The organism is Kribbella sp. NPDC051587 (genome assembly GCF_044453945.1).
Lineage (GTDB): Bacteria > Actinomycetota > Actinomycetes > Propionibacteriales > Kribbellaceae > Kribbella.
Genome location: NZ_JBITDE010000010.1, coordinates 19,483 through 36,205 on the forward strand (window position 1 = coordinate 19,483; position 16,723 = coordinate 36,205).

At 69.0% G+C, this 16,723-nt stretch carries 17 protein-coding genes; 5 read left to right on the forward strand and 12 right to left on the reverse strand.

All coding sequences use genetic code 11. The features are described 5' to 3' along the window. The first annotated feature begins 23 nt into the window (after positions 1-23). A complete protein-coding gene (locus tag ACIA49_RS29605; RefSeq protein ID WP_396380860.1) occupies positions 24-1,616 on the forward strand; it encodes a diacylglycerol kinase family protein in 1,593 nt (530 codons plus the stop codon). On the opposite strand, the gene ACIA49_RS29610 is transcribed toward ACIA49_RS29605, so the two are convergent. Further along, positions 1,613-2,092 (reverse strand): DUF4446 family protein, encoded by a 480-nt coding sequence (locus tag ACIA49_RS29610; RefSeq protein ID WP_391544349.1) that lies wholly within the window; start codon positions 2,090-2,092, stop codon positions 1,613-1,615. The two genes, ACIA49_RS29605 and ACIA49_RS29610, sit on opposite strands and share 4 nt — an antisense overlap. A gap of 110 nt (positions 2,093-2,202) precedes the next feature. Here ACIA49_RS29610 and larB point away from each other — a divergent pair, with 110 nt between their 5' ends. Both larB and larC read left to right on the forward strand, forming a co-directional pair. Then, on the forward strand, positions 2,203-2,922 hold the full coding sequence (larB, locus tag ACIA49_RS29615) for a nickel pincer cofactor biosynthesis protein LarB (RefSeq protein WP_396380862.1): 720 nt from the start codon (positions 2,203-2,205) through the stop codon (positions 2,920-2,922). After that, positions 2,919-4,172, forward strand: a complete 1,254-nt coding sequence (larC, locus tag ACIA49_RS29620) for a nickel pincer cofactor biosynthesis protein LarC (RefSeq protein WP_396380863.1) — start codon at positions 2,919-2,921, stop codon at positions 4,170-4,172. Before larB ends, larC begins: the two co-directional genes overlap by 4 nt. Here larC and ACIA49_RS29625 read toward each other — a convergent pair. Genes ACIA49_RS29625 through ACIA49_RS29635 form a run of 3 tightly spaced genes read right to left on the reverse strand, consistent with a single transcriptional unit; the run spans position 4,169 to position 6,837 of the window. After that, a complete protein-coding gene (locus ACIA49_RS29625) occupies positions 4,169-4,486 on the reverse strand; it encodes a cupin domain-containing protein (RefSeq protein WP_396380864.1) in 318 nt (105 codons plus the stop codon). The two genes, larC and ACIA49_RS29625, sit on opposite strands and share 4 nt — an antisense overlap. Positions 4,487-4,495: 9 nt before the next feature. Continuing rightward, positions 4,496-6,052: a DUF2029 domain-containing protein gene (locus ACIA49_RS29630; RefSeq protein ID WP_396380866.1), complete on the reverse strand. Its 1,557-nt coding sequence runs from the start codon at positions 6,050-6,052 to the stop codon at positions 4,496-4,498. Further along, complete coding sequence (locus tag ACIA49_RS29635) at positions 6,049-6,837, reverse strand: glycosyltransferase family 2 protein (protein WP_396380867.1); 789 nt, start codon at positions 6,835-6,837, stop codon at positions 6,049-6,051. The genes ACIA49_RS29630 and ACIA49_RS29635 overlap by 4 nt, the downstream gene beginning before the upstream one ends. A gap of 197 nt (positions 6,838-7,034) precedes the next feature. Here ACIA49_RS29635 and ACIA49_RS29640 point away from each other — a divergent pair, with 197 nt between their 5' ends. After that, complete coding sequence (locus tag ACIA49_RS29640) at positions 7,035-8,225, forward strand: arginine deiminase (RefSeq protein ID WP_396380869.1); 1,191 nt, start codon at positions 7,035-7,037, stop codon at positions 8,223-8,225. Positions 8,226-8,683: 458 nt separating this feature from the next. Here the strand turns inward: ACIA49_RS29640 and ACIA49_RS29645 are convergent, their stop codons facing one another. From ACIA49_RS29645 to ACIA49_RS29655, 3 genes are all read right to left on the reverse strand, one after another. Beyond that, the gene (locus tag ACIA49_RS29645; RefSeq protein ID WP_396380871.1) at positions 8,684-9,646 is read right to left on the reverse strand and encodes a DUF5926 family protein; all 963 of its coding nucleotides are present in this window, start codon (positions 9,644-9,646) and stop codon (positions 8,684-8,686) included. Positions 9,647-9,687: 41 nt separating this feature from the next. Continuing rightward, positions 9,688-10,077: an ATP-binding protein gene (locus tag ACIA49_RS29650; RefSeq protein ID WP_396380872.1), complete on the reverse strand. Its 390-nt coding sequence runs from the start codon at positions 10,075-10,077 to the stop codon at positions 9,688-9,690. A gap of 203 nt (positions 10,078-10,280) precedes the next feature. Continuing rightward, entirely contained in the window at positions 10,281-11,123 is an 843-nt protein-coding gene (locus ACIA49_RS29655; RefSeq protein WP_396380874.1) for a glycerophosphodiester phosphodiesterase, read from the reverse strand. A gap of 44 nt (positions 11,124-11,167) precedes the next feature. Between ACIA49_RS29655 and ACIA49_RS29660 the strand changes: the two genes are divergently transcribed. Beyond that, positions 11,168-12,145: a zinc-binding alcohol dehydrogenase family protein gene (locus ACIA49_RS29660; protein WP_396380876.1), complete on the forward strand. Its 978-nt coding sequence runs from the start codon at positions 11,168-11,170 to the stop codon at positions 12,143-12,145. Between the two features lie 38 nt (positions 12,146-12,183). On the opposite strand, the gene ACIA49_RS29665 is transcribed toward ACIA49_RS29660, so the two are convergent. From ACIA49_RS29665 to ACIA49_RS29685, 5 genes are read right to left on the reverse strand one after another with little or no spacing between them, the layout of a single operon-like run. Beyond that, the gene (locus ACIA49_RS29665; protein WP_396380877.1) at positions 12,184-13,521 is read right to left on the reverse strand and encodes an LLM class flavin-dependent oxidoreductase; all 1,338 of its coding nucleotides are present in this window, start codon (positions 13,519-13,521) and stop codon (positions 12,184-12,186) included. Further along, positions 13,518-14,189: an ABC transporter ATP-binding protein gene (locus ACIA49_RS29670; protein WP_396380879.1), complete on the reverse strand. Its 672-nt coding sequence runs from the start codon at positions 14,187-14,189 to the stop codon at positions 13,518-13,520. The genes ACIA49_RS29665 and ACIA49_RS29670 overlap by 4 nt, the downstream gene beginning before the upstream one ends. Next, a complete protein-coding gene (locus ACIA49_RS29675; RefSeq protein WP_396380881.1) occupies positions 14,165-15,001 on the reverse strand; it encodes an ABC transporter permease in 837 nt (278 codons plus the stop codon). Before ACIA49_RS29675 ends, ACIA49_RS29670 begins: the two co-directional genes overlap by 25 nt. Next, positions 14,998-16,044, reverse strand: coding sequence for an ABC transporter substrate-binding protein (locus tag ACIA49_RS29680; protein WP_396380883.1), 1,047 nt, complete (start codon positions 16,042-16,044; stop codon positions 14,998-15,000). The genes ACIA49_RS29675 and ACIA49_RS29680 overlap by 4 nt, the downstream gene beginning before the upstream one ends. Continuing rightward, positions 16,037-16,591, reverse strand: coding sequence for a flavin reductase family protein (locus ACIA49_RS29685; protein ID WP_396380884.1), 555 nt, complete (start codon positions 16,589-16,591; stop codon positions 16,037-16,039). The genes ACIA49_RS29680 and ACIA49_RS29685 overlap by 8 nt, the downstream gene beginning before the upstream one ends. Positions 16,592-16,723: the final 132 nt, after the last annotated feature.

The following is a 16,723-nucleotide window of genomic DNA, read 5'->3' on the forward strand; positions in this document are numbered from 1 at the left end:
ACAGAGGGGGATTTGAGCGGGCGATGAACCACCATCCACCCAGTCCGGTCGGCCGTGCGCTGACAGTTGTCCTGGGCGCGGTGCCGTTCACCGTCATCACCCTCCTCGTCTTCGGGCACTGGCCGCCGCTGGAGCAGTGGGACGCGTCGGTGGCCGCCCGGGCTTCCGCGTACGGCGCGACGCACCCGAACGTGGTCGACATCTGGCAGGTGGTCGGGGCGGTCGTCCTGCCGTGGACGTCGCGCGCCGTGATCGTGGTCGTCGCCGCCTACCTGTGGCACCGCCGGGCCCGGCTGCTGACGGTCTGGCTGCTGGTCTCGGCCGGTGCGGAGCTCGGGCTGGTCCAGGCGGCCCAGTACATCTTCACCCGCTCGCACCCGGCCGAGGCGCTCGTCGAGAGCGGAGGCTGGTCGTATGTGTCCGGCCACGCCACCGCGGCGTTCGTGATGGCCGGGGCGCTCGGTGTGGTGCTGCCGTCGGTACGGGGCTGGCGGCGACGCTTCCGGCTGCTCGTGCTGATTCCGGTGATCGCGGTGGTGTGGATCGCCTCGGCGGACCGGATCGCGCTGAACGTCCACTACGTGTCCGACGTACTGGGTGGGTGGGCGCTCGGCCTGGCGATCCTGACCGCCACCTCGATCGGCTTCGGACTGCGGCCGGGGTTGCGCCGCCGGCGCCGTCGTACCCCGTCTTCGCCGGACGAGATCGCGAAGCCGCCGCGGGCGGCCGTGATCGTGAACCCGATCAAGGTCGGGGACGGGGTGACGTTCCGGCGGAAGGTGACGCGGTCGCTGGAACTACGCGGGTTTGACGATCCGCTCTGGCTGGAGACCCGGGTGGACGACTCCGGGAACGCGATGGCCAAGCGGGCGATCGAGTACGAGTCGGACCTGGTGCTGGTGGCCGGTGGGGACGGGACGGTTCGGGTGGTGTGCGCGGCGCTGGCGCATACCGGGATTCCGGTCGGGGTGATCCCGGCGGGGACCGGGAACCTGCTCGCCCGCAACCTGCACATCCCGCTCGACCTGGACGACGCGCTCGAGCGGATCCTGGAAGGGCGGAACCGGCGGATCGACCTGGTCTCCGTGTACGGCGATCAGCTGGACAAGGACCGGTTCGCGGTGATGGCCGGGCTGGGGCTGGACGCCGCGATCATCTCCGGTGCGCCGCCGGTGCTGAAGGCGCAGATCGGGTGGCCGGCGTACCTGGTGTCGACGGCCCGGAACATCAACCACCCCTCGGTGAAGGTCCGGATCACGCTGGACGACGAGGTGTCGATCGAGCGCCGGGTCCGGACCGTGGTGGTCGGGAACGTCGGCATGCTGCAAGCCAACATCCCGCTGCTGCCGGACGCGCGGCCGGACGACGGTCTGCTCGACGTCGTCGTGATCGCGCCGCGGCGGGTCACGCAGTGGCCGATCGTGGTCTGGCGGTTGATGACCCGCACCAACCGCGCCGACATGTACCTGGAGCGCTTCACCGGCCGCAAGGTCGAGATCGAGGCTGCTGTCGACGTCGAGCGCCAACTGGACGGCGACCCGATCGGCCCCGGCCGCTCGCTCACCGCCGAGATCGAGCCCGGCGCCCTGATCGCCCGGGTCCCCCGCGGCCGCTAGGCGACGGTGGGGCCGGCTTCCTTGCGGAGGGTCTCCAACGCCTCTTCCTCTTCGGGGGAGAGCTTGGACTCGCTGGCGAAGGAGCGGATCTCCTTGGCGTAGGTGCGGGCGTCGGCGCGGCTGTTGATCGAGGTCAGGATCACGCCGTGGCCGTTGTCGTCCAGCAACGCCAGCGACCAGGACAGCTTGCCGCCGGTGTCGCCGAACGCGTCGTACCGGACCATGGCGAGGTGCTGGAGGGTCTCGCGCACCTCGGCGCGGGTCACCTCGATGTCCTTGCCGAGCCGGCGCAGCTCGGACTTGACCGTGCCCGGCTTGGCCTCGGGCTGGGGTTCCGGCTCGGGCTCCGGGACGACCGGTTCCACCTTGGCCGTCGTACCGGTCTGGGCCCGGACCGCCTGGATGGCGAACACGAGGGCGAGCACCGCCACGAACAGGGCAGCGATCCCGAAGGCACCGGCTAACGTCGAAGACACGCACGAGAGCCTAAGGCATCAGGGTTTACCTGAGTACTCAGGTGGTTGCGGAGCGTGCGGAACGACGGCCGGAAGAGGTGTCCGGGGCATCGGCCACGTAGATTCACGACGTGACACATTTGCCTGACCAAGGACCACAGCCGGGCGTGCACGACCTCGGTTACGCCCGTCTCGACACTGACCGCCTGGAGCGCACCGGCGACGCCGAGGTCGTGTACGGCGCCGGCAAGACGCCATCGCAGGTGGTGGAGCTGCTGCGCACACTGCACGCCACGCACCCGGACACCGCCGTACTGGCGACCCGGCTGACGCCAGAGGCGCAGTCTGCCGTTTCTGAGGCGCTGCCGGAGGCTGTGGTCGACCCAGTCGGACGTACGGCGGTTCTCGGCTCTGTGCCGGTCTTGCAGGGGACTGTGGCCGTCGTGGCCGCCGGTACGTCGGATGCGCCGGTCGCGCTTGAGGCGGCGACTACCGCGCGCGTGTTCGGGGCGAACGTCGAGATGATCACCGACGTGGGCGTGGCCGGGCTGCACCGGATCCTTGGGGTGCGTGAGCGGCTGGACACGGCGGACTGCCTGATCGTGGTCGCCGGGATGGAGGGTGCGCTGCCGAGCGTCGTCGGCGGGCTCGTCGGCGTACCGCTGGTGGCTGTGCCGACCTCCGTCGGGTACGGCGCTTCGTTCGGCGGAGTGGCCGCGCTGCTGGGGATGCTGAACTCGTGCGCGCCCGGTGTCACCGTGGTGAACATCGACAACGGCTTCGGCGCCGGAGTGTTCGCTGCCCGCGTCGCCCGCCGCGCAGCACCCCGTGACTCGAAGGACGAGTCATGAAGGTCGCCTGGATCGACTGCTCTGCCGGCGCCTCCGGTGACATGCTCCTGGGCGCTCTGCTGGACGCAGGTGCCGACCTGGCCTACGTGAACTCCGCTGTGGCCGCCGTAGACCCGTCCCTCTCCGTCCAGGTAGGCAGAACCGCCCGCCACCAGATAGCGGCTCTCAAGGCGTCCGTCGAGGTTGACGGCACCCCTCACCCGGAGGGTCCGGCGGAAGTCGGACATGGGCACGGGCACGGTCATGGGCACTCCGACTCGTCTGACCACAGTCATGGGCCCACTCGGCCTTGGGCTGAGGTGCGGCGGATTCTCGAGGCGGCCGAGCTACCGGACGTCGTACGGGCGCGGGCGCTGGACACCTTTGCTCGGTTGGCTCGGGCTGAGGCCACTGCGCACGGCGTGGACGTTGAGGGTGTGCACTTCCATGAGGTGGGTGCGCTCGACGCCATCGCGGACATCGTGGGCGTCGCCGCAGCCTCTGTGTCGCTCGGGCTTGAGCGAGTGGTCGTTTCGACGATCGCACTCGGCGGCGGGCGGCAGGTGAAGGGGCAGCACGGAGGGATTCCGATTCCGGGGCCCGCAGTACTGCATCTGATGGCTGAGGCCGAGGCACCCGTGATCGGGGGCACGGCGCCGTACGAGATGACGACGCCGACCGGAGCCGCCTTGCTGGCGACGCTGGCGGACGAGTTCGGGATGATGCCGCCGATGCGGGTCGGCCGCACGGGTGTGGGCGCGGGCGGACGGGATCCGGTCGAGGTGCCGAACATCCTGCGCGTGGTCGTCGGCGAGACGGCTGAGCGCGCCGCGACCCAGCTCGTCTACGAGACGAACATCGACGACCTGGACCCGCGCCTCTGGCCGCCTATCCTGCAGCGCCTGTTGGACGCCGGTGCGGCCGATGCCTGGCTGACCCCGATCCTGATGAAGAAGGGTCGCCCGGCACACACCCTGTCCGTACTCGTCAGCAGCACCAACGCCGACGCCGTACGGCGCGTCGTCCTCACCGAGACCACCGCCATCGGCCTCCGCGAGTACGACATCCGCAAGCACGCCGCCGACCGTGAGTTCACCAGTGTCGACGTCGACGGCCAGCAGATCAGCATCAAGATCGCCCGGTACGACGGCCAGGTGGTCAACGTTCAGCCGGAGTACGAGGACGTGGTCACCGCGGCCGCCGAGCTCAAGCGACCGGTCAAAGCCGTGCTGGCCAAGGCGATCGCGGCCGCCGAGAACCTCTGGGGCTAACGCCCGGAGTACGCCGGTGCGAAGAAGACCAGCAGCGACAGGTCTTCGGTGATGTCGACGAAGCGATGCTCCTCTTCCGCCGGAACGAAGAGGACATCGCCGGTCTCGACCGGCTCCGCACCGGACGGCGTCACGAACGTCGCCCGCCCGGCGGTCACCACGTAGATCTCTTCCTCGTGATGCGGCGCCTGGTCGTCCACTCCACCGGCCGGGATCGAGTACGTCCCGACGGACATCGACTCCGTCCGCAGTTGTTCGACGTAGTCGTTCGGCTCCCGGCGCCCGAAGACACCCGCGCCCACCAGCTTCTTCATCCGGTGAGGCTAACGCGCAGCGGCCTTCTCCGGAACGGCTTTCTGCTTCCGCCGCGGCCAGTCGTACGGCCACCACTGCGCCCCACTGCGCCGCGCCCACACGATCAACCCCACCAGTACGGCGAGCTCGATCGCCGGGCAGATGGTGTCCCGCAGCCGCGCGCTGAAGAACTCCAGCGAATCGGACAGGCTCGCCGCGACCTGGCGTGCATTCGGGTCGCGCCCAGGCACATACGCGATCGCGAGCATCGTCGTCCGGACGACCATCAGGCCGTCGACCTTCGACGCCGCCATCGCCGCGAGCGGCATCCACGCGATCACGTCGTACCAGGGCAGTGAGTACATCGCCGTCAGCACCCACGCGATCGCATAGATCGTCGTGTAGCGGACCGCGGCCGGTACCGGGTCGTCCGGATGCGTCTGCGGGACCAGCGACTTCGGCATCACCTGCGAGAGCAGGATCGCGACCACGATCAGGCCGACCCACGCCAGGATCGCGAGGATCGTCCGGACGAGCGCTCCGGGGAGGAACAGGTCGAACAGACTGAGCAGCACCTTGTGTGGCGTACCGGTCGAGATGAACGACGTCTGCGAGCGCGCCTGCTGGAACGCCTGCAGCCCGAACACGCCGTACAGGCCGCCCATCGCCAACGCGCCGCCGCCGCAGAGGTACAGCATCTTGCGCCGGTCTCCGCGCAGCGACCACAGCATCGCGATCCCGACCAGACCGATCGACAGCTTGGTCGCGCCGGCCATCCCGATCAGGAGTCCGGCCACGAAGATGTGCCGGCGCAGCGCCACCAGGGCGAGCACCGCGAACATCACCGCGATCGAGTCGTTGTGCCCACCGGCGAGGACCGCGAACAGCAGCAGCGGGTTCGCCATGCCGAGCATCACGACGCGACGGCGGGCGGGCAGGTTCGGGCCGACGAGCTTGAACAGCAGCAGGCTGGTCAGGACCAGGCTGATCGCGACCGACAGTTGCAGCATCCACACCGTGAGCTGCATCGAGTCGCCACCGATCAGCGACGACAGCCACTGGATCCAGGTAGCGATCGGGCCGTACACACTGCGCGCGCCCTGCCACGGCCGTTCGGTCGCGGCGATCACCGGGTCGTACCCGAGCCGAATGGTGTCGGCCGGCGCCGTCGTGTACGGGTTGCCGCCGAGCGTCATGATCCGCCCGTACGCCGCGTAGATCAGCACGTCGCCCGAGGCCATCGGCGGCACCAGCGTGATGGCCGCCGTCGTACCGATGCCCAAGGCAACCAATCGACTGAGGCGCGGGGCCCAGCCGTGCTTGAGCGCCTTCAGGGCCGACCAGACGCCCCACCCACCCAGGGCGATCGCGACGTAGATCATCACCGAGACGAGCCAGTCGTTCGGCTTCGTGTCGAACCAGTACGACGGGAGCCACGCGTGCCGGTTGGTCAGGGTCAGCACGACCACCGAGGGGCCGAGGAGTCCGACGGCCACGATCAACGCCGTACAGGCGAGGTAGAGGACAACGGCGCGCCGGCCGTACCGCTCCGCCAGGCGCGGGTCGGTGGCTACATCCGCGCTCATGGCGTGGTCTTCCGCGGGAACAGGCTGCGGAGCGACGGTCCACCCTCGGCAGGCAACGCGCTCCGCGCCGCGAGCGCGCGGCGTACATGGAGGTACTGACGGCCGCGGTGCAGCTGCCCGCGCAGGTCGGTCCCGGTCGCCCGGTGCCGCACGTCGATCGGGACCTCGAGGATCCGGAAGCCCTTCCGGCCGAGGTCGATGCTCAGCGCGGTCTCGACCCCGAACCCGGCAGCCAGCGGTACGGCGGCCTCGAACGCGACCCGGGTGAGGCAGCGCTGGCCGGAGAGCGGCTGCTCGGGCGCCCAGCCGGTCGCCTCCTGGATCCCGGCGCGGGCCAGCTTGACCACGAACCCGTGACCACCGGCCTTGGAGCCATCTGCCCGGATCTGCGCCGGCAGCGTGCCGATCGTCATGTCCGCGCGGCCCGACTGCACCGGCTCGATCAGCGGCGCGACGGCGCTCGCGGTATCGGTCAGGTCGGCGTCGAGGAAGAGCAGGTGCCGCGGCCGGGCCCCGTCGCGCTCAGCGACCGCCGCCGCGCCGGTCTCCATCGCGGCCGCCTTGCCTCGGTTGCGCTCATGACGCACGACCACGGCTCCGGCCCGCTCGGCCGCCTCCGCGGTCCCGTCGGACGAACCGTCGTCGACAACCACCACCAGATCGACCCCGATGAGCTTGTGCACCGCGTCGACCGTCGCCGCGATCCGCGCCGCCTCGTCCTTCGCCGGAATCACACAGGCGACGGCACGCTCGAACGGCTCAGGGGATGAATCAGCACCGGACACAGCACCGCAGCCTAGTTGCTCACCAGCCGATCCCCCGCCTCAGCGGCCACCCGGATCGGACATCTCGTTCTTTCGTACGACGGCGGCGTTTTGCACTGTCAGGCATATTGTCGGACAATCAGACAGAACCTCGACATCCGCCATCCCGGCGGGTGCTGCCGTAGCGTGGTGGGCAGGACCGACGAGAGGGCGGGCGGATGAGCCAGATGTACGGCGTCGACAGCGAGGTCGGCACGCTGCGGACAGTGATGCTGCACCGGCCGGGGAACGAGCTGCGCCGGCTGACCCCACGCAACAACGACAAGCTGCTCTTCGACGGCATCCCGTGGGTCGGCCGGGCCCAGGACGAGCACGACGCCTTCGCCCAGGTGCTGCGCGACCGGGGCGTCGAGGTCCTCTACCTGCACGAGCTGCTGACCGAGGCCCTCGGTGACCCCACGGCGCGGGAGCAGGCTGTCGAGGGCGCGATCGCGGATCTGCGGCTCGGTGACACGCTGCGTTCGTATCTCTCGGCGTCGTTGACCGCTCTCGACCCGGCTCAGTTGGCCGAGGCGCTGATGGCCGGCGTACGGAACGACGAGGTCCGGGCGGGCGGGTTGGTCACGTCGCTGCTCGCGCACGAGGACTTCCTGATCGACCCGCTGCCGAACCTGCTCTTCACCCGGGACTCGAGCGTCTGGATCCGGGACTCGGTCGCTGTGACGTCGCTGGCGATGCCGGCGCGCGTTCGGGAGACGCAGCTGACCGAGCTCATCTACGGCTTCCACCCACGGTTCGCCGGGGCGGACAAGGTCTACGACCACTCGCTCGAACACGTCGAGGGTGGAGATGTGCTCGCGCTCGGTCCCGGCGTACTGGCTGTTGGGGTTGGCGAGCGGACGACGCCGGCTGGTGTGGAGCGGCTGGCCCGGCGGGTGTTCGCTCAAGACCTCGCGCACACGGTGCTCGCCGTACCGATTGCGCAGCAGCGGGCCACCATGCACCTCGACACGGTCTGCACGATGGTCGACGTCGACGCCGTCCTGATGTATCCGAACATGGCCGAAGAGATGCGGGCACTCGCTGTCACCACCGACGGCGACCAACTGCACGTCGCCGAGTCCGAACCGTTCCTCGTCGCGGCCGCCAAAGCCCTCGGCATCGACACCCTGCGCCGGATCGACACCGGCCTCGACCCGGTCACCGCCGAGCGCGAACAATGGGACGACGGCAACAACACCCTCGCCCTCGCACCCCGCGTCTGTATCGCCTACGAGCGCACCGTAGAGACCAACCAGCGCCTGGAGGAGTCCGGCGTCGAGGTCATCCGCATCTCCGGCTCCGAACTGGGCTCCGGCCGCGGCGGCCCCCGCTGCATGTCCTGCCCGGTCCTCCGGGACCCCGCCTGATCCTCTTACTTCACACCCTCACTTGACGTCACAAGTAAGGCGGACGACACGCGGAGTGAAATCGGGGCTTGTGCAGAGACCCTCTCCTGAGTATTCTCCACGCTAGGCCCAGGCCCTGTTGCTCCCCCGTCAGCAGGACTTGGGCCGTCCACGTCCCGAAGGCCCCGAACACGTCCCGTGTCCGGGGCCTTCGCACGTCCCGCTCGGCCGCCTCGGACCTGCCCCACTCACCAACCCCAGCCGCGGCCCCCTCGCCACGCTCCGAGACCACCGCCCGGCCCACCCGTTTGGCGAGTTACTGCGTGCTGGCGGTCCGCTCTTCCATCCGCAGCCCATGACCAAGCTGCCGAGGCCACCGACCACGATCGCCCGCCACGCCGAACAGGAATCGGCGCGACCGCATGAGGCGATCGCGCCGAAAGACTGTCGCCGCCGGAGGCGGTGTCCTTTAGGGGAAGTTAGCGGATGGTTAGTTGGCGGCTGGCCAGGCCGGCTCGGGCGGCTCGTTCTTCGGTGGACAGGGGGGTGTCGGTGGCGAGGGCCTTGTCGAGGGCGGTGGCGAAGTCGGCGGCGGGCTTTTCGACGTCGGTGGCTTCGGTGTCGGCGGGGAGTTCCCAGACGGGGGCCAGGACGCCGAGGGCGCGGAAGGAGCCGATCAGGCGGCTGCCTTCGACGAGGGCGGACTGGCCGGCGGCGTGCAGGCGGGCGAGGGCGTCGAGCACGGTGTCTTCGGTGTGGGGGAGGACCCAGCGCAGGTAGCGACGGTCGCCGATCTGGGTCCAGTACGCCGCTTCGACGGACTCGAGGCGGACGGTCGGGGCAGCAGCGGCGTTGGCGCGCTCCAGCCCGGCGGCGACCTCGCCGGTCGGGTCTTCGACGTTCTCGCCGACCCAGAAGTCGAAGCCTTCGTGGACCTTGACCTCGATCGGCTTGGAGGTGTCGATCAGGTCCTGCAGGCGCGGGCCGTCCTTCATCAGGTCGCCGACCTGGATCGGGTTGCCGGGCTCGGTGGTCAGCGCGGCGGTGATCGCGTGCGCGACGTCGCGGGACGGGTCACCGGAGGAGGCGTGCGTCTGCAGGCCGATCCAGATCGTCTCGTCGTCGCGGACCAGGCCGGGCATCGCCATCGGCAGCAACGTCACCAGGTTGACGGTCTTGCCGGAGTCCAACAGCTCGACCTGCGCCGTACCGGACGGGACGATCTCGCGGAACGCGATGAGGTCACACTCGGACGGCAGCCCCTCGAACGGGCGCACCACCCACGTGTCGGCGGCCGCCGCGATCTCCTTGCCGTGGCACTGCTTGAACCGCTTGCCCGAACCGCAGGGGCAAGGTTCCCGCGGACCGACGTCGACCAGGTCGGCCGGGTCGAGAGTGACGGTCGTCGTGTTCTTGGCGCGCTGCCGCGACTTCTTTCCCATGGCGGCAGTCTTACAGTGAAGACCGCCCCACGGCCAACCAGCTAGTTGGGAACGATCGCGTGCACGGTTCGGTGCGTCGCCGCGGTGCGGACGTCCCAGTGCGACGTCAGTACGTCGACGATCGCCAGCCCGCGGCCACCGATCGACTCCGGGTGGGTGTCGTCGATCCGCTGCGGCTCGGTCTCGCCGCGCCCGTCCGTGACCTCGACGTGAATGCCGGCCTTGTCGATCCACCAGGCCGCGCGCACCTCACCGGCCGGCAACGCGGGGGCGTACCGGATGGCATTGGAGAGCAGCTCCGACAGCACGAGCTGCGCGTCGTCACAGGCCGCGTCTGCGACCCGGTACCGCTTCAGGTAGGCCGTCAGACGGCGCCGGGCGTCCGCTACCGCGGACACTTCGTGCGGCAGTACGACGTCGACGATACTCACGTCGGCAGGCAGAGTCGCTGAGGACAAGCAGGGTCTCCTCGATGATCGGAACAGCCATCAGAGGTTCTGCCCAGCTTCCTGCCGAGGAAAACACCAGCAGGTATTCCGTTACACAGTCCCGCCGGTAGATCACGGTGACCGTCGGGAAACTGTAATAAAGGCGACAGTATTTAACGTAACAATGACCGCGCGCATTCATCGAGCTACGTTTCCGGACGTCCTATCTCACGCGCTTCGTCGGACAACACCCGGAGTACGGACTCCGGGCGGTCACTGATGATCGCGTCCACCCCGATCTCGCGGCAGTGCCGGATGTCGGCATCCGCATTCACGGTCCACACATGCACCTGGTGACCGTGCTTGTGCGCGCGATCGACGTACTCGGGGTGGGCGGTGACGATCTCCAGACTCGGGCCGGCGTATGAGACACCGGTCGGCAGCGACCCGTCCCGGAATCGCAGAGGCACCCGGTCCATCAGCAGCACGGTCCGCAGCTTCGGCGCCAGCACCCGCATCCGCCGCAGCGACAGCCACGAGAAGCTCATCACCCGGACCGGCGACTCCGTGCCGACCTTCGGATGCGACCAGCCGTATCGCCCGAGCGCCTCGATCAGTCGCCGCTCCACCAGTCCGGCGTACCGCGTCGGGTGCTTGGTCTCGATCGCCAGCTCGAGCGGCCGCCCGGCGTCGCGGACGGTCGCCAGCAGCTTGTCCAGCGTCAGAACCTTGGACAGGTCCGGATCCGGCAGCTCGGCCTCGTCGTCGAGATCCGACCACGGGTTCTTCCACGATCCCCAGTCGAAGCTCTCCAGCTCCTGCAGGCTCATCGTGGACAGCACCCCACGACCATTGGACGTGCGTTCGATCCGGCGGTCGTGGACACAGACCAGATGACCGTCAGCGGTCAGCCGGACGTCACACTCCAGCCCGTCGGCCCCGGCGTCGATCGCCCGGCGGTACGCCGCCAGCGTGTGCTCGGGACTGGTTTCACTGGATCCACGGTGCGCCACGACGCTCGGGCCCTTCCCGAAATTACCCAGTGCCATGGAGATAACTCTGACACGGAAGCGGCCAGGGCAGGATGATCGCCATGGAGATGCGTGCGATCGTGCTGGACCACCCGGTCGAACCAGAACAATTACGAGTACGGCGGGTGCCGGTTCCCGAGCCGGATCCGGGCTGGGTGCGGATCAAGGTGGAGGCCTTCGGACTGAACCGCTCGGAGTACCACCTGCGCGAAGGCCTGGCCGCCGGAGCGACATTCCCGATCATCCCGGGCATCGAGGCCGTCGGCACGGTCGACAAGGCCCCGAACGGCGAGTACCACCCCGGCCAGCAGGTCGCCGCGATGATGGGCGGGATGGGCCGCAGCTACGACGGCGGATACGCCGAGTACGTCGTCGTACCGGCCTCGTTGGTCACCCCGGTCAGCACCGATCTCGACTGGGCCACCCTCGGCGCGCTCCCCGAGATGCTGCAGACCGCCCACGGCTCGCTGTTCACCGGCCTGGCCATCGAACCCGGCCAGAGCATCCTGATCCGCGGCGGTACGTCGTCGGTCGGGGTGGCCGCCGCGGCGATCGCCAAGGAACACGGCCTGATCGTCTTCTCCACCAGCCGCAATCCCGACCGCGTCGACGTGCTGCGGGAACACGGCGTCGACCATCCGATCGTTGACGACGGCAACGTCGCGGAAAAGGTCCGGGAAATCCAGCCGGCCGGCGTCCAGGCCGCGCTCGAACTGGTCGGCACTAATGTTCTTCCGGACACTCTGAAAGCCGTCGCCGTGCACGGTACGGCCTGCTTCACCGGAATGCTCAGCGACAACTGGACGATCCCGGACTTCTATCCGATGGACTATCTTCCGAACGGCGTCCGGCTCACCGCGTACGGCGGCGAGAGCAGCGATCTGCCCGCCGAGGCCTTTCAGCGGTACGTCGATCTGGTGGCCGCCGGCAAGCTGCCGATCCGGATCGACCGGGTCTTCACGATGGACGAGATCGGCGCGGCGCACCGGATCATGGCCGACGGCAAGGCGGTCGGCAAGCTGGTCGTGACGGTGAACTGATGCAAGGGGGCGCCGCCCCCGACGCCCCCCGCATCAGGTCAGCCGGTTGCCTCCTGCAACAGCGAGGCCCGGCCAGCAGGACGCGCCAGACCGTAGTGGTCCCTCAGCGTCGTCCCGATGTACTCGGTGCGGAACAGTCCGCGGGCTTGCAGGATCGGGATGACCTCGTCCACGAACACGGTCAGCCCGGACGGCAGCACCGGCGGCATGATGTTGAAGCCGTCGGCTGCCCCGGCCGCGAACCACTGCTCAATCGCGTCGGCCACCTGGTCCGGCGTACCGGTGAAGGTGCGGTGGCCGCGGCCGCCACCCAGGCGGCCGATCAGCTCGCGCACGGTCAGCTTCTCGCGGCGGGCGAGGGTGACGATCAAGGTGTAGCGGCTCTTCGCGCCCTCGATCTCGTCCTCGTCCGGCAGTTCGGCCGGGAGCTGCTGGTCGAACGGCAGCGCCTCCGGCGCGACCCGCAGTGTCTTGGCCAGCTGCAGCCGCGCGTACTCAGGCCGGATCAACTCGTCCAGCTGCGCCTCCAACCGCTGAGCCTCCTCAACGGTTGACCCGATCACCGGCACAATCCCCGGCAGGATCTTGATCGTCGAAGGATCGCGCCCGAGCGCCGCCGTACGGGCCTTCAGATCGCGGTAGAAGTCCTGCGCGTCCTCGAGCGTCTGCTGCGCGGTGAACACCGCCTCGGCGTACCGGGCGGCCAGGCCCTTGCCGTCCTCCGACGACCCGGCCTGCACGATCAGCGGGTGCCCCTGCGGTGAGCGCGGCAGGTTGAGCGGGCCGCGGACCTGGAAGTGCCGGCCGAGGTGATCGATCGGTACGACGCGGTCGTTGACCGCCCAGACGCCGGCCTCCTTGTCGGCGATCGCGGCGTCGTCCTGCCACGAGTCCCACAGCTTGTACGCGACCTCGAGGAACTCCGCCGCCCGGTCGTACCGCTCCGCATGAGCCGGCTGATCGGCCAGGTTGAAGTTCTTCGCCGCCTCCGGACCCGCGGTGGTCACCACGTTCCAGCCGGCGCGACCGCCGCTGACGTGATCGACGCTCGCGAACCGCCGCGCCAGGTTGTACGGCTCGTTGTACGTCGTCGACGCGGTCGCGATCAGCCCGATCCGCGACGTGACCGCGGCGATCGCGGTCAGCAGCACGGTCGGCTCCAGCGAACCCGCCGGCCGCCGGCCGACATCACCGAACAGCACCGGCGAGTCCGCGAAGAACACCGAGTCGAACAGTCCGCGCTCGGCGATCCGGGCCAGCTCCTGATAGTGCGCGACCGACGTGTTCGCGAACGGATTGCTCTCCGGCAACCGCCACGAGGCCTCGTGATGGCCGGTGCTCATCAGGAACGCATTCAGATGCAACTGCTTACTCACAACGAAACCCCCAACGCGTCAAGGAGCCGCGACCGCACCGCGGCCGGTTCGTCCACCACTTCTTCGGCGATCAATCGCCCGTCCTCGAGCACGAGCACCCGATCAGCCAGCGCGACCGCCTCGTCGACGTCATGCGTCACGAGCAGGACGGCGGGCCGATGCACCTCGCACAAGGTGCGCAACAGGGCGTGCATCTTCAAGCGCGTCAAGGCATCGAGCGCGCCGAACGGCTCGTCGGCCAGCAACAGCTCCGGTTCCCGAACCAATGACCGCGCGAGCGCGACGCGTTGCTGCTCGCCACCCGACAACTCGTTCGGCCAGGCCTTCTCGCGACCGGCGAGACCCACCTCGGCCAGACTCTGCCGACCTCGCTCCTCAGCGCCGCGCAGGCCGAGTACGACGTTGTCCAAGACCGTGGCCCAAGGCAACAAACGCGAGTCCTGGAAGACGACCGACACATTCTCGGGCACCAGCAGTTCTCCCGACCCGCCGACCTCCGGATCCAATCCGGCGAGGGCACGCAACAAGGTGCTCTTCCCGGAACCGCTCCGGCCCAGCAGGGCAACGAATTCACCGGCCGCGATCTCGAGATCGACCCCGTCCAGTACGGCGCGGTCGTCGTACCGGCGGACCAGCTTGCGGGTTACGACGCCAGCGTACGACGCCATGTCAGGGCCCTCCTCTGAATCAAGCGGACAACGCCGTCGGAGAGCAGCCCGAGAATGCCGTACAGGACCAGGCCGACGATGATGATGTCGGTCTGCCCGTAGGTCCGGGCCAGCTCCATCATGTAGCCGATGCCGCTGGTGGCGTTGATCTGCTCGACCACGACCAGCGACAGCCAGGCGCCGGTCACGGCGAACCGCAGACCGAGCAGGAACCCGGGCAGCGCACCCGGCAGGACGACCCGGCGGATGAACTCGCGCTGCGACAGACCCACGGTCTGCGCGAGTTCGACGTACCGGCTGTCGATCGTGCGCAGGCCGTTGTGGGTGTGCAGGTAGATCGGGACGAAGACGCCGAGCAGGATCGTCACGACCTTCATCGACTCCCCGATGCCCAGCCAGAGAATCAGCAGCGGGAGCAGGGCGAGTGACGGGATCGCGCGCTTGATCTGGATCGGGCCGTCGAGAATCGCCTCGCCGAGGCGGGACAGGCCGGAGATCAGCGCCAGTACGACGCCCAGCACGATGCCGAGACCTAGTCCGACGAGGGCGCGCTGCGATGACGTCCACAGGTTCGACTGCAGGCGGCCGTCGGAGATGAGCTCACCGGCGGTCGTGACGACCGTCCACGGCGCTGACAACACGCGCTGGTCGATCCAGCCGGTGGCCGAGCCGATGCTCCACACGGCCAGCAACAGAACGGGTCCGATGGCGGCCCCGAACTTGATCGGCTTCCCCGGTCCGAGCCGACGACGCCGTACGACGGGAGCGGTCCGCGCCGCGGTCCGTACGCCGGGCAGGATGGTGACGGTCATTTGGCCACCCCCGCCTTGATCGCGTCGGCCGCGACGGCCTGGAACCGCAGGTCGTACAGGTCCTTGGCCTGGATGACCGGGTTCTTGGTCTCCTTGGCCAGGAGCTCGATCGTCTCCTGCTGCCGGGTGATCGCGTCACTCCAGTCAGCGGTGATGTCCGGGTGCCCCGCGTTGTCGACGAGCCACTGGCCGTCGGCCTCGGTGAGCCCCTGGTCCTTCACGTAGTACCCGGCGATCCATTCCTTCGGGTGCTGGTCGATCCACACCTGCGCGACACCCCAGGCCGCGACGTACGCGCGGATCGCGGCCGCCTTGGCGGGATCCTCGAGCGACTCGACCGGTCCGTAGAGGTGGCCGGCATCGTCGCGAATCCCGTGCTGCAGCGTCGTCGCGCCGTCCTTGCCGTACTTCGCCTGGTAGCGCTTGATCTGTACGCCGCCGATCGGCGCGACGTCAACTTGCTTACCTGCAAGGGCATTCACGTACACGTCACCGGTGCTCGGGATCTCGACCAGCTTCACGTCGTCCTTGGCCAGCCCGGCCTTCTTCAGCACCTTGAGGATCAGCGCGCCCTGGGCCTGGCCCGGACTGAAGGCGATCGACTTGCCGCGCAGGTCGGCGAGCGTCTTCACGCTCACGCCGGGCGCGATGCCGAGCTCGTAGATCGGGTGGTTGAGCGGATCCTGGCGGAACTTCGAGGCGACGATCTTCACCGGCAGCCCGGTCCAGGTCGCGTGGATCGACGGGATCTCCGCCACCGCGCCGAGGTCGAGGGCGTGCGCCCGGAACGCCTCGGTGGTCTGCGGGCCGCCGCTCAGGTTGGCGAACTTGACGTACTTCTCCACCTTGTCGAGCTGGCCCGACAGCTTGAAGGCGACCTGGGTGGCCGGATCGCCGACGACGATCTTCGTCCCGTCGGGCACGCTGGTCGGCAGGGGCGCGTCCAGCGCGAGCTTCTCGCCACTGCCGGCCTGGGCCGCGCCACCACATCCGGTGAGGACGAGGGCGAGAGCCAGTACGGCGTACTTGAACTTGTTAGACATGGTGAACCTTCGGGGTGGCGGTGGCGTAGCGGCCGTCGTGGTAGAGCAGCGGCTCGTGCTCACGACGTTCGGTGTGGGTGATCAGGCGGGCGACGACGAGGTAGTGGTCACCCACGGCGAAGCGGTGTTCGACGTGCGCACGCAGGACGCTCGGCGCCTCATCGAGCACGGGCTCCCCGGTGCGCAGGCGGGACCAGCGGGTCGGCGCCGCGAACCGGTCGATCCCGCTGGTGGCGAAGCGACCGGCGATCGCGTGCTGGTCGTCAGACAGGAAGTTGATCGCGAGGGACTCGGTACGGCTGACGGTCGGCCAACTGGAAGCCTTGGTGTCGATCGCGAACGAGACCAATGGCGGCAGCAGGCTCACCGAGACCAGTGAGGTGGCGGTGAAGCCGACCGGGCCGTGGCCCGCGTCGGCGGTGATCACCACGACGCCGGCGGCGTGGCGACGGAACACGGTGCGGTAGACGTCGGCGTCGACGATCCGCTCCTCGGAGTGGTCCGGGACCAGTGCCAGGGCAGGACGGTGCACAGCAGGGACGGACATGTCTCTCCCTCGGGGAAAAGGGCATGCGAAAAAGAAGAGGCGTAGGCCTCATGCGGCGCTCAGCGCCGGATCACCAGGGGACGCGGGTCACCGACAGGTGGCGCTCGCCGTCCGCAGCAGATCGATGACGCG